The 13,774-nt window shown below is 46.4% G+C and carries 10 protein-coding genes; all 10 read left to right on the forward strand.

Annotated elements, in window-relative coordinates; translation table 11 throughout:
* The first annotated feature begins 13 nt into the window (after positions 1–13).
* The 10 genes from FQV30_RS05820 to FQV30_RS05865 all read left to right on the forward strand — a co-directional run bounded on the left by FQV30_RS05820 (position 14) and on the right by FQV30_RS05865 (position 13,757).
* The gene (locus tag FQV30_RS05820) at positions 14–1,402 is read left to right on the forward strand and encodes an aldehyde dehydrogenase (RefSeq protein ID WP_146499158.1); all 1,389 of its coding nucleotides are present in this window, start codon (positions 14–16) and stop codon (positions 1,400–1,402) included.
* Between the two features lie 61 nt (positions 1,403–1,463).
* Positions 1,464–2,162 carry a response regulator transcription factor gene (locus FQV30_RS05825; RefSeq protein WP_146499159.1) on the forward strand — a complete coding sequence of 233 codons (699 nt, stop codon included), beginning with the start codon at positions 1,464–1,466 and terminating at the stop codon, positions 2,160–2,162.
* A complete protein-coding gene (locus FQV30_RS05830) occupies positions 2,146–3,513 on the forward strand; it encodes a sensor histidine kinase (protein WP_146499160.1) in 1,368 nt (455 codons plus the stop codon). Before FQV30_RS05825 ends, FQV30_RS05830 begins: the two co-directional genes overlap by 17 nt.
* Before the next feature lie 2 nt (positions 3,514–3,515).
* Entirely contained in the window at positions 3,516–4,199 is a 684-nt protein-coding gene (locus tag FQV30_RS05835) for a PepSY domain-containing protein (RefSeq protein WP_186725537.1), read from the forward strand.
* A 136-nt stretch (positions 4,200–4,335) separates the two neighbouring features.
* Complete coding sequence (locus tag FQV30_RS05840; protein WP_146499162.1) at positions 4,336–4,965, forward strand: PepSY domain-containing protein; 630 nt, start codon at positions 4,336–4,338, stop codon at positions 4,963–4,965.
* 256 nt (positions 4,966–5,221) lie between these two features.
* Positions 5,222–6,274 (forward strand): M42 family metallopeptidase, encoded by a 1,053-nt coding sequence (locus FQV30_RS05845; protein ID WP_146499163.1) that lies wholly within the window; start codon positions 5,222–5,224, stop codon positions 6,272–6,274.
* Positions 6,275–6,288: 14 nt separating this feature from the next.
* On the forward strand, positions 6,289–7,764 hold the full coding sequence (locus tag FQV30_RS05850; RefSeq protein ID WP_146499164.1) for a UDP-N-acetylmuramoyl-L-alanyl-D-glutamate--2,6-diaminopimelate ligase: 1,476 nt from the start codon (positions 6,289–6,291) through the stop codon (positions 7,762–7,764).
* Positions 7,765–7,856: 92 nt separating this feature from the next.
* Positions 7,857–9,425 carry a peptide chain release factor 3 gene (locus tag FQV30_RS05855; RefSeq protein ID WP_146499165.1) on the forward strand — a complete coding sequence of 523 codons (1,569 nt, stop codon included), beginning with the start codon at positions 7,857–7,859 and terminating at the stop codon, positions 9,423–9,425.
* 156 nt (positions 9,426–9,581) lie between these two features.
* Positions 9,582–12,647, forward strand: coding sequence for an efflux RND transporter permease subunit (locus tag FQV30_RS05860; protein ID WP_146499166.1), 3,066 nt, complete (start codon positions 9,582–9,584; stop codon positions 12,645–12,647).
* Between the two features lie 342 nt (positions 12,648–12,989).
* Positions 12,990–13,757 (forward strand): TerC family protein, encoded by a 768-nt coding sequence (locus FQV30_RS05865; protein WP_146499167.1) that lies wholly within the window; start codon positions 12,990–12,992, stop codon positions 13,755–13,757.
* Positions 13,758–13,774: the final 17 nt, after the last annotated feature.

Consider the following 13,774-nt stretch of genomic DNA (forward strand, 5'->3'; position numbering starts at 1 on the left):
CCGAGGTGGAACAATGAATTTCACAGCAATTGATGTTGAACAGATGATTGAAGAACAACATGATTATTTTTATACCGGCGCAACAAAGTCGGCGGATTTCCGGATCGATCAATTGAACCGGCTGAAAGAGGCCATTACCGCTCGCGAAGACCGCATTATGGAGGCATTGAAGAAAGACTTGGGCAAAGGCGAGTTTGAAGCTTATGCGACAGAAGTCGGTTTTGTGCTTGATAGCATCGGCAGCATGTCAAAAAATCTTAAAGAATGGATGGAACCGGAGAAAGTGAAAACACCGATCCATCTTCAGCCCGCCAAAAGCTTTGTCATACGGGAACCTTATGGCTCAGTACTGATCATCGGCCCATTCAACTATCCTTTTCAACTGGTCATGGAACCGCTGATCGGCGCAATCATCGGAGGCAATTGTGCTGTCGTCAAACCTTCGGAATCGACGCCGAATGTTGCAGCTGTTGTCAGGGAGATTATTGAAGATGCATTTCCTTCTTATTACATCCGTGTGGTTGAAGGCGAAAAAGAAGAAGTGACCGCATTAATCCATGCTTCGTTCGACTATATATTTTTCACAGGCAGTGTGAACGTCGGCAAAATCATCATGAAAGCGGCCGCTGAAAAATTGACGCCGGTCACACTTGAGCTTGGCGGGAAAAGCCCGGCTATCGTCGACCAAACAGCCAATTTGGATCTGGCAGCTAAACGGATTGCTTGGGGCAAGCTGATGAATACCGGCCAGACGTGTGTAGCGCCAGATTATGTTTGCGTCCATGAATCCGTAAAAGAGGAGTTCGTTAAGAAACTCAAAAAAACGATTGTGAATTTTTACGGAAAAGATGCCCAGCAGAGTCCGGACTATGGCCGGATCGTCAATGAGCGCCACTTTGACCGGCTAGCTGACATCCTCCGGAAAGAATCCGCGAATATCGTCTACGGAGGGGATTTGGACCGCGAGGATTTATACATCGAGCCGGTTGTTTTGGACGGTGTTGACTGGAACAGCCCATCGATGGAAGACGAATTGTTCGGTCCTATATTGCCGATTGTTCCGTATACGGATTTGCCCCGCCTATTGGGCCAAATCCGTAAATTGCCCAAACCGCTGGCTGCTTACTTGTTTTCTGAGAACGAACGCGCCATACAGTTTTTCTTGGACAGGCTGCCGTTTGGCGGAGGCTGCATCAATGATACGGTATCCCATGTAGCCAGTTCGTACTTGCCTTTTGGAGGGATCGGCTCTTCAGGCGTCAACTCTTATCACGGCAAAGCAAGTTTCGAAGTGTTTACACATGGCAAAGCCATATTGAAAAAATCGACGAAGTTCTCGACCGACATGATGTTTCCGCCGTATAAACGGAAAGCGAAGCTTGTGAGAACGGTATTGAAATAAGCGGCCTTTGGTCGCTTTTTTCTTTTTACTCCTGCTATGATAAGGACAAGAGGTGATCGGAATGGCAGAGCGCATACTCATTGTGGAAGATGAAAAAAGCATTGCCCGTGTATTGGAGCTTGAACTAGCATATGAAGGCTATGAAACAGCAGTAGCCTATACAGGGGCAGAAGGGCTGATCAAGTTTCGGGAAAATGAATGGAATTTGATCCTTCTCGATTTGATGCTTCCCGAAATACATGGATTGGACGTATTAAAACGCATCCGGTCGTCGAATATGGATACGCCGGTTATTTTGCTGACTGCTAAAAGCGACGTCAAAGACAAAGTGGCGGGACTCGATTTAGGCGCAAATGATTATGTCACAAAGCCGTTTGAAATTGAGGAATTGCTGGCCCGGATCCGTGCATGCTTGCGCCTGAACAATACCAATGACAGTAAGGATGGGCATCGTTTCGAAGAACTGGAACTGAATGAAAGCACACGGGGCGTATCAAGAAATGGCCGCGCCATTGAACTGACCCCCAGGGAGTTTGATTTGCTCTTATACTTGATGCAGCATCCAAAGCAAGTGCTTAGCCGGGAACAAGTGCTGAACGCTGTTTGGGGCTATGACTATTACGGAGACACGAATGTGATTGACGTTTATATCCGCTACTTACGGAAAAAAATCGATGCCGGAGAACCTTCAACTTATATTCAGACTGTCCGAGGGATAGGGTATGTGCTGAAGGAGCATCCGAATGAAACTGAAAAATAAAATCCATTTATGGTCGACGCTTTTGATGTTGGTCATTTTGTTTGTATTGATGATAGTTGTTTATTTTACATTCAGCAGGCTTGCCCATTCAACAGAAGTCAGCCAGCTGGAAACAGAAGCTGAAACCATCGTTACGGCCATTCATGCCAATCCGGCAGACGATCCGAGCGCGGTCTTGCGGGCCTATGTGCCGCCAAATGGCTTGATCAAAGTGGCCGATGGCAATGTGGAACTGATTCGGGAAATCCGTGATCCGCAAGTTACAGGCGAATTCCCTGCCGAGGTGGAAGAAAACTCCGGGACACTTCGATTGGACAATAAGCTGTTTGCATATGTTAAAGCACCTGTCATATGGACTGACGGAGAAATAGCTTCACTCATTGTTGCACAAGAACTGCAGGATGTAAGCGGAAATCTGCAAACATTGAAGCTCGTACTTGTTGCGGTTGCGTTATTGGCGATGATTCCGATTGTTCTCTCCAATGCCGCCCTTGGCAGGCTTGTAACAAAACCGGTCACCAACCTGACAACTACAATGACGCGCATCCAAAAAAGCGGGCAGTTTGAAAAACTTCCTATTGAGAACGAAGCGGATGATGAAGTAGGGCAAATGGGAAAGACATTCAATGAAATGATAGAGCTTCTTGAAGAGAATTATCGAAAACAGGAGGAATTTGTTTCAAATGCATCCCATGAATTGAGAACACCGCTGACAGTCATCGGAAGCTACGCAAAATTATTGCAGCGGCAAGGAATGGGCGATGAAAAAATCGCGAAAGAAGGTTTGAGTGCAATTGCAGCAGAAAGCGACCGCATGAAGATACTGATGGAGCAATTGCTTCATATTGCGAGGCGCAGTGAAGCCCAGCTGGAATTAACGGAAGTTAACTTGATCGAAGTCCTTGGACAAACCACGGCAGCGATGAGAACTTCCTATAATAGGGACTTCTCGTTGTTGGCTTATGAGTCCCATATCAAAGTCAAAACGGATGTTTCAAAGCTGAAGCAATTGTTATACATTCTCCTGGATAACGCTTTGAAATACAGTTCAGCCGGAGTGGAAGTTGTGGTTCGAAATGAGAAGGATCTGATCATCCAAATTCGTGATCATGGCATCGGCATCCCGAAAGAATCCCTGCCCTATGTTTTTGAGCGCTTTTACCGTGTGGACAAAGCGCGAAGCCGTGAAACTGGCGGTTTCGGCCTCGGCCTTTCATTGGCTAAGCAACTCGCTGACCGTCTTGGGGCCAAGCTGGAAATCGAAAGCATAGAACAGTTGGGTACGACTGTTTCAATCATTTTCTCATCGGATTTTAATGTTGAAGAGCTACACTCGAGCGAGGAGGGATGATCATGCGTAATCGGCTGCTTGTGGTTTTGGCTACAGTTTTTCTTGGAGCACTTGTTTTGGTTCTGCTTCTGAACAGCCATTCAGGTGAAGAGGAAATCAGTGCAGAAGATGCCGAAACAAAAGTCATGGAGTTGTACGGGGGGGAGGTGGAAGAAACCCTCACTTCTAGTGAATCCTATGAAATACGAATTGTGCGCGAAGATGGCCGATATACGGCCCAAGTCGACAGGCAGACAGGACGGATAGGATCCATGGAACTAAACGAAAAAACAAAAAAATCCCAAAAACTGAATGAAGAAGAAGCCTCCGCTATTGCATTGCAGGAAGTCGAAGGAGAAGCCGGGAAAGTGGTTTATTCCAAGGAAAACAACGAGTTCAATGTGGAAGTTATAGGGGCGGAAAAGATATCCACTGTTATTATAGCCGCCGATACTGGAGAAGTCCGAAAGATAACAAATGAGGCAGTGGAAACAGATCCGGTTTCTGAGCCTGTCATTACGCAAGAAGAAGCAATCGGGATTGCGAAAAAAACGCTGGACGGTGAAGTTGGGGAAGTGGACTTTGTGGATTCTGAAGACGGTGGCTACTATTTGATCGATATAGAAAATGAAGAAACCGAACAAGAAGTGCTTGTGCAGATTCATGCCATCCGCGGCGAAACTATGACAGTGGAGTGGGATGACTAGAATCGTATCCTGGTAGCAGGAAGAAAAAACTCTGAGAGACTTTTCATGTTTTTCTCATCAACTTCTCATAAAGCCTTAACGCTCTGCTCAGAAGAGGGGGCTATAGTAAAGGCATACCGAATGAGGAGGAGATCAAATGATGAAGAAAACTATTTATGCTGCAACAACTGTTGGAGTGCTGGCTTTTGGAGGAATCGTTTTTGCCAATACGGATGCAACAGGAAGCGAAAAGGACGCCAGCTCCAAACAGGTGGATTCCACTGAAAGCCAAAGTGCAGCAACTTCCAGGGAGACCTTGCTGACATTTGAAGAAGCGTCGCAAAAAGCATTGGAAATCGCTAATGGATCAATTACGGATATCGAACTTGAAGACGCTGAGAACAATCCGTATTATGAAGTGGAAATAAACTATGATGGCTATGAGTATGATTTGAAATTAGATGCCTCCAGCGGTGAAGTCTTGCAGCAAAAGCGTGAAAAAGACGATGGAGATGACCTTTCCGGAAAAGCTTTAGGAAGTAAGGATTTTATCAGTTCAAACGAAGCAATTGAAGCCGCTCGTACTGTAGCAAAAGGAACGGTGGAAGATGTAAGTATGGATGATGATGATGGAGTGGCAAGTTATGAAGTCGAACTGAAAGACGGCAAGACGGATCATGAAGTAAGGGTGAATGCGGCAGATGGTTCAATTCTAGAACATGATTCAGACGATAATGATAATGATGACGATGATGATGATGATGATGATGATGATGACAATGATTGAATCTGAAGATGGAAAAAGGAGCCGGGGGGCTTCTTTTTTCGTTTCTCTGAAGGCGGGAATTTTCTGTATATCAGAGGATAAGGATGACAAATAAAGTGTTCTAAAAATTCATGCTATCGACAAACAATCCCCTTTTCAGTAAAACGTTCCCAAAAGCTGCTATGCCGCAGTTGATTTCCATCGATAGGTCTATACATTTGGCTGTCGGAAACCGTTCTGTTTTGATATGATTATAAAATCAGGGGGGCGTTCCGAGATGACGTACGAATGGAAACAAAATGAAACAATTGAACTTTTAAATAGATTGGTCGATATTCCGAGTCCATCAGGCTATACGCATTCGATCATGGAACTCATCGGGGAACTGTTGAAGGAATGGAATGTGGGGCACACGACAACCAGAAAAGGCGGCATTATCGCGACAATCAAGGGGCAGGACCAAGAACGCCATCGGCTATTGACGGCGCATGTCGATACCCTTGGGGCGATGGTAAAGGAAATCAAGCCGAATGGACGTTTAAAATTGTCGCTAGTCGGCGGGTTTAAATTCAATGCAGTTGAGGGCGAGAATTGTCTGATCCACACTGCAGATGGCAAAGAAATTTCAGGGACAATTTTGCTGCATCAAACAACGGTGCATGTATATAAAGACGCGGGCTCTGCGGAACGCAACGAGAACAATATGGAAGTCCGGCTGGATGAAAAAGCTTTCACTCAATCGGATGTCCATGCTCTCGGCATAGAAGTCGGTGATTTCGTTTCTTTCTCGCCCCGTTTTACCGCGACAGATTCGGGTTACATCAAATCACGCCACTTGGATGATAAGGCCAGTACGGCATTATTGCTTCAGCTGGTAAAGAACTTAAGTTCAACGGATATAATGTTGCCGCATACCACCCATTTTTACATATCGAACAATGAAGAAATCGGTTATGGCGGAAATTCGAATATTCCGGAACAGACAGAAGAATACATTGCGGTCGACATGGGAGCGATTGGAGACGGACAAGCCTCCGATGAATACACGGTTTCCATCTGCGCCAAAGATTCCAGCGGCCCGTACCATTACGGACTGACGCGCCATTTGGTCAATTTAGCTAAAACAAATGAAATACCTTTCAAAGTGGACATTTATCCGTATTATAGTTCTGACGCTTCGGCTGCTGTCAATGCGGGATATGATGTCAAACACGCTTTATTCGGTCCGGGCATAGAAGCTTCGCACTCTTACGAACGGACACATACGGATTCTTTAAAGGCTGCGTCAGCATTGCTCCATGCATATGTATTGTCGCCGCTGGTTTCTTAATTAGGAGGATTAATATGAACATCACGCACTTACTTGAAAATATCCCTTACAAAAAAATAGACGGCATTTTGCCTGAAAGCATTACGCACATCACGATGGATTCCAGAGACGTCAAGGAAGATTCTCTGTTTGTTTGCATCAAAGGCTATACGGTGGATGGCCATAATTTTGCAGAACAAGCCGCAAAGAACGGGGCTACGGTTATTTTGTCTGAAAAGCCGCTTCCCGAAGTCCAGAAAGCGGCGGTGGTCATCGTTGAAGATACAACTCGTGCGATTGGCAGTTTGGCTGCGAAATTTTACAGCTATCCTTCAAAAGAAATGCAGATGATCGGAGTTACAGGAACTAACGGCAAAACGAGCGTAGCCGGCATGCTTCATGCCATGTTGATGGAATTGGGGGAAAAATCGGCATTGACTGGAACTATCGGATTCAATTTGAATGGGGAGCTGTATCCATCGGCAAACACCACAAGCGATGCGCTAACCACACAACAGATGATTTTCCGAGCCAAAGAGGAAGGCTGCACTCATATGTCGATGGAAGTCTCTTCGCATGGATTGGTGCTCGGCCGCTTGGCGGGCGTTGAATTCAATACAGCGATATTCACCAACCTGACGCATGATCACTTGGATTTCCATGGAACGATGGAGGAATACGGCCATGCAAAAGGTCTGCTGTTCTCGCAGCTTGGCCAGAACATGGCTGAAAAAAAACAAGCGGTCCTGAATGCAGATGATCCTTGGTCTGAACAGTTCGCTAAAATGACGCCGCATCCGGTTTATACGTACGGTGTCCACAATGATGCCCAATTCAAGGCCAGCAATATCGATATGGACCATAGGGGAACCACTTTCACTTTAACGTGCAGCGAAGGGGAATTTCCAGCAGCCATGCGGTTATTGGGACATTTCAATGTGTCCAACGCGCTTGCGGCCATTACGGCCCTCTATGCAGAAGGGTTTGCGCTGGATGATATTTTGGCGGCCTTATCGGTTATCCCGCCGGTGGAAGGGCGCATGCAAAAAGTTGAAGTGGATGCGCCAATCACCATCTTTATCGATTACGCCCACACACCGGACGCAATCGAAAAAGCATTGAACGCAGTGGAAGATTTCAAGAAAAATAAAGTCATTTTCTTGGTGGGGACAGGCGGCAACCGCGACAAATCGAAGCGCCCAAGCATGGCGGAAAAAGCGTCGATTGCCGACTATGTTGTTTTGACAACGGATGATCCCCGCTATGAAGAATATGATAGTATCTTAGGCGATCTGAAAGTCGGGATGGCGCATAAGAACTTCGCGTGCATCGGCGACCGAGCGGAAGCGGTGCGGCATGCTGTACAACAAGCGGAGCGAGGAGATATTATCATTCTAGCCGGAAAAGGGCATGAAGATTACCAGATTATCGAATCGACCAAATACCCCCACAGCGACAAAGAGATCGCCATTGAAGAAGCGAAGAAAAAATTCCAGGAAAAAGAGGCCTAAACGGCTTCTTTTTTTGTGCGGAAGCTTATATTCCTTGTTTTTTTCGACCGTGTTCTCTAATATGAAGAGAGTAGATTAAAGGAGCGTAAACAATGTCAGACCAATTAAAAACTGAAATTCAAAATAGAAGAACTTTCGCTATCATTTCCCACCCGGATGCAGGGAAAACGACATTAACCGAAAAATTGCTGTTGTTTGGCGGCGCGATTCGCGATGCCGGTACAGTAAAAGGCAAAAAGACCGGAAAATTTGCCACATCTGACTGGATGGAAATCGAGAAGCAGCGCGGAATTTCCGTAACTTCTTCGGTTATGCAATTCGACTACAGCGGCCACCGCGTCAATATCCTGGATACACCTGGACACCAGGACTTCAGTGAAGATACGTACCGCACGCTTATGGCGGTGGACAGTGCGGTCATGATTATTGACGTTGCAAAAGGAATTGAAGCGCAAACTGTCAAACTGTTCAAGGTTTGTAAAATGCGCGGCATTCCGATTTTTACTTTTATCAACAAAATGGACCGACAAGGAAAAGAGCCGCTTGAATTGATGGAGGAACTTGAAGAAGTTCTTGGCATCGAATCGTACGCGATGAACTGGCCAATCGGCATGGGGAAAGAGTTTTTAGGCATTTACGACCGCTATAACAAGCGGGTGGAACCTTTCCGGACAGAAGGCGACCGTTTTCTGGCGCTGGATGAAGAAGGCCAATTGATCGAAGACCACGAGATGAAAAAAACATCGTATTATACGCAAGCCATGGAAGACATCGCGCTGCTTGACGAAGCTGGGAATGATTTTTCTATTGAGCGCGTCAAAAAAGGCGAACTTACGCCAGTATTTTTCGGCAGTGCCCTTGCCAATTTCGGCGTTGAGACCTTCTTGGAAACTTACCTCCAATTTGCGCCTTCTCCACAGCCGCGCGAAACGAAAGAACAGGAAGAGATCAATCCAGTGGATATGCCTTTTTCCGGATTCATTTTCAAAATCCAAGCCAATATGAATCCGGCGCACCGCGACCGCATCGCATTCGTGCGCATCGTGTCCGGCAAGTTCGAACGCGGCATGAATGTGACGCTTTCCCGTACCGGCAAGTCGTTCAAATTGACACAGACCACCCAATTTTTGGCGGATGACCGTGAAACTGTCAGTGAGGCAGTGGCCGGAGATATTATCGGCTTGCACGATGTCGGCAACTACCAGATCGGGGATACGATAACCAGCGGGAAGAAATTCCAGTTTGAAAACCTTCCGCAATTCACGCCGGAACTTTTTGTCAAAGTGACAGCGAAAAACGTCATGAAACAAAAACATTTCCATAAAGGGATTTTGCAGCTGGTGCAAGAAGGCGCAATTCAATACTATAAAACATTGCATCTGGAAGAAGTCATTCTAGGGGCAGTCGGCCAACTTCAATTTGAAGTGTTCGAGCACCGGATGAAGAACGAGTACAATGTTGAAGTGCGCATGGAACCAATCGGCTCTAAAATCGCGCGTTGGATCGAGAACGAAGAAGATGTTAAAGAATCGATGTCGAGCGGCCGTTCGATGCTTGTGAAAGACCGGTTCGACAACCTGGTGTTCTTGTTTGAAAATGAATTCGCCACTCGCTGGTTCCAGGATAAAAACCCGGAAATCCGCTTGTATAGCTTGCTTTAATGGAAAAACCTGCTGATGCAGGTTTTTTATTTGTCCAAATTAAGAAAAATGCCTGCTGTTTTCTTCTGGTTCTTACGTGCTGAGCAGATTTAAATTTGCGGTTCTATTTATTTTTTTTTATGATTAAAGAACGAGACAAAGAGAGGTTTGGGGCAGATGCATATTAGTGATTTTTCAATAAAAAGGCCGGTTTTCACCATTGTCATCATGTTTTTAGTTATTATTCTAGGTGCCGTTTCATTCTTCAAAATACCAATTACCCTAATCCCGGAATTGAATCCGCCAATTGGTGTAGTGGTAACCAATTATCCGGGAGCAAGCCCGACCGAAGTGAATGAAAAAGTGACCAAGCCATTGGAAGCAAACCTGTCCACACTTCCGGGAATCGACTCTCTGCAGTCTTCTTCGGAGGAAGGATCGAATTTCATTTTGCTTGAGTTTGATTGGTCGACGAATATTGACGATGTTCAGGCGGATATCATGCAGCGCATAGATCAAACAATCATTCCGGAGGACTCCAACAAACCTCAATTCTTCAAGTTTGATCCTGCCCAGTTTCCTATCATCCAGCTGGCTATACGCGCTTCGGAAAGTGGAGAAGATGTCCGTGTATTAGCAGAGGAATTGGAGACGGAACTACTCCAGACAGAGGGAGTTGCGAATGTCAACATTTCAGGTTCCTTGATTGAAGAAATTCAAGTGTCATTGGATCAGGCCAAGCTTGAAGAGCGGGGATTGCAGCAATCGGATATCGTCCAGTTGATTCAATCGAATAATATTTCCATGCCGGGAGAAACCATCGAAACCGAAGACGGCCGCCAGTTGACAACACGTGTTCTCAGCTCATTGACAAGCGCAGACGATATCCGCGATTTGGTGGTGACGGTGAATCCACTGGATGGAGAGAACATTACAATCGGGGATGTAGCGGAAGTCACCGTAGCGGAACAGGAAGCCAGCAGTGAGACGCGTGCTAATGAAGAGCCGGCGGTGCTGCTTTCCGCCCTGCAGGAATCAGGAGCCAATACCGCTGATGTTTCTCAGGCTTTTCAGGAGAAACTGGATGAACTGCTGCAGGAAGACCGTTTTGAAGGAGTAGAAGCGGATATTTTGTTCGACCAAGGAGATTATGTGCAGCTGGCGGTCGGCAATATCGGCCAAACACTGATTTATGGCGGAATCTTCGCCATGCTCGTGCTTTTCTTCTTCTTGCGTGGCATCAAGAGCCCGATCATTATTGGCGTCGCCATTCCATATTCAGTCATCGTGACATTTGTACTGATGTACTTTGCTGATTTTGCCCTGAACATTATGACACTTGGGGCGCTCGCTCTTGGTATTGGAATGCTTGTCGATAATGCGATTGTCGTGATTGAAAATATCGAGCGGCATCTTTCCATGGGGAAAAGCCCGAAACAGGCGGCATCAGAAGGAACGAAAGAAGTGGCAGGCGCCATTACGGCTTCCACGCTGACGACAGTTGCTGTTTTCGTGCCGGTGATGTTCATCACCGGATTGATCGGGGAAATTTTCTTTGAATTTGCCGTGACGATATCTTTTAGTTTGTTCGCCAGCCTTGCTGTCGCTTTGACTGTCATTCCAATGCTTGCCTCTCAACTGCTGAAAAAGCCGAAAGGCAACATAGAGGCAAGGCAGCGGCGCTCAAAAGGGCTGAAAAATTTCCAGCGGTCCATCAAATGGGCGCTTGCCCATCGACTAGTACTGTTGATTGCTGCATTGTTGTTTTTAGCCCTAGGCAGCATAGGCGCTTACCAAGTTGGGACGGAATTCCTTCCAGCAACCGATGAAGGGTTCGTCAGTGTTGCGGTCGAGTTGGAAAACGGCTCTTCCCGAAATGCTACCGATGAAGTTGTAAATATAATCGAAGAAGAACTGGAAAAAGAAGAAGACGTTGAAGTGTTTGTCAGCTTGATTGGAAATACCCAGCAAGGGCAGGCGCAAGGAACTTCGCAGGCCAATATAGCCGAACTCTACATTAAAATGATTCCGCTCGAAGAACGCGAACGTTCGGTCTTTGAGTTTGTGGATGATGTTCAGCCGCGGGTGCTGGAAAAAGTAGGCGAGCGCGCAGAAGTGAGCTTCAATCTGCAGACGGCTGCCGGATCATCGCCAAATACTCTGTCGTTCACAGTGACAGATACAGATAAAGGGCGTCTTGATGAAGCTGTTGGTAAAATCAGCACGGCACTTCGGGAATTGCCCGAGGTGACCGAACTGGCCAACGACCGGGAAGACACCATCGAAGAAATCCAGATGCTGATCAGAAAAGATGAAGCCACAGCAAATGGAATTGCTCCTGCCCAGATTTCCCAAACTGTCAATAATCTGACGAGAGGTGTTTTGGCCACTCAAGTATTGACGGAAACGGATGACATACTGAATGTCTATGTGGAACTGGATCCGAATGATAGAGACAGCGTGGAAAAACTGCGGAACCTTAAGCTGCGGGCTCCCGCAGGGCAATTTGTTGAGCTTCAGGAGCTTGCGGAAATTGATGTTTTGGAAGGTCCTGTAGATATAAAGCGCACCAACCAGGCGGACAGCGTAGCTTTTACTTTGCAGCATAATTCGGATGTGACGCTGGGCGATATGTCGAGTGAAGTGGACAAAGCTCTTGAAGAACTCGATCTGCCTAAAGAAACCATGATTCAATTCGGCGGCGACAGGGAGCTGCTGGATAATGCAAAGAATGATATGATCTTGGCTGTCGCATTGGCGGTTGTCCTTGTCTATATCGTCATGGCTGCCCAGTTTGAATCGTTCAAGTATCCATTCGTCATCATGTTCACTGTTCCTTTGATGGTCATCGGAGTGTCGATCGCCTTGTTTGCCACCCAAACGCCGATCAGTATTACGGCAGTTATCGGCATACTCGTGCTAGTAGGTATCGTAGTCAATAACGGAATCGTCCTTGTCGATTACATCAATCAAAGAAAAGCTGCCGGAATGGATTCTTATGAGGCCATACTGACATCTGTACGGGACCGGCTGCGGCCGATCCTAATGACAGCCCTAACCACCATCCTGGGGCTGCTTCCTCTTGCTTTGGGAATCGGGGAAGGGACTGAAATCAATCAGCCGATGGGGATTACGGTGATTGGCGGATTGATAAGCTCTACCTTCTTATCATTGTATATTGTCCCGATCGTCTATAGTTTGTTCGACCGGCAAACAAGAAAAATGAACCATAAACGCTCCTGAAAAGAGTTCCGGAACTGAAAATTCCGGAACTCTTTTTCTTGCGTACGAGAAAGACAGGCAGAATTGCCGAATTTCATCACCTCAATGACAGGGCATAGGGCTTCACATTGCTGTCGGCAGCATGACGTTTATAACTCCTTAATCGGTGGTATACTCTCATTACAAATTAATAGCTTTGGCATCCAGTCAAAGGGGAGTAGCTTTAGGGAAACCTATTTCATAGTCGACAAGACATGGCTTGATTGCCATCGGTTATGATAGCAATATCAATTGCTTAGCGAGACCTTTGCCTCTTAGGGGGCAAAGGTCTTTTTTACCGGCAAAATTTAGGAGGGGAAATATTTGGAAGCCGTATTATTGGAATATGCCTGGGTTTTGCTGGTCCTGGTCGGTTTAGAAGGCCTCTTAGCAGCGGATAATGCAGTTGTAATGGCGGTGATGGTAAAGCATTTGCCGAAAGAAAGACAGAAAAAGGCGTTATTTTATGGGCTAGTCGGAGCTTTTGTGTTTCGGTTTGCAGCCTTGTTCATGATTACACTGCTCGTGGATATTTGGCAGATCCAGGCTTTAGGCGCCGCTTATTTGCTGTTCATCTCCGTAAAAAATGTCTGGGAGCAGAAAAAAGGCAAAAAAGATAATGTCCTTGAAAAAGTGAAAGAACCAAAAAAGGGTTCCGGCTTTTGGATGACCGTTTTGAAAGTTGAATTGGCGGACATTGCTTTCGCCATTGACTCAATGTTGGCGGCGGTCGCTTTAGCGGTCACTTTGCCGCATTTAGGGGAGTTCGATATCGGCGGAATCAACGCTGGACAGTTTGCAGTAATGCTGGCTGGAGGATTGATCGGTGTAATCCTTATGCGATTTGCCGCGCATAAGTTCGTACAGCTTCTGGAGAAATATCCGCAGCTTGAAACTGCTGCTTTTGTCATTGTGGGTTGGGTCGGAGTCAAGCTTCTAGTCATGACATTGTCCCATGAAAACGTGGGCGTCCTTCCCCATGACTTTCCGCATTCCACAACATGGACCATCATTTTCTGGGCTGTATTGGTTGGAATTATAGCAATCGGCGGAATTTTAGGGGCCAGGCAAAACAAGCAGGAAAATGCATGATCTGAAAAAGGCTTCCA

Source organism: Planomicrobium sp. CPCC 101110, assembly GCF_007859395.1.
Lineage (GTDB): Bacteria > Bacillota > Bacilli > Bacillales_A > Planococcaceae > Planococcus.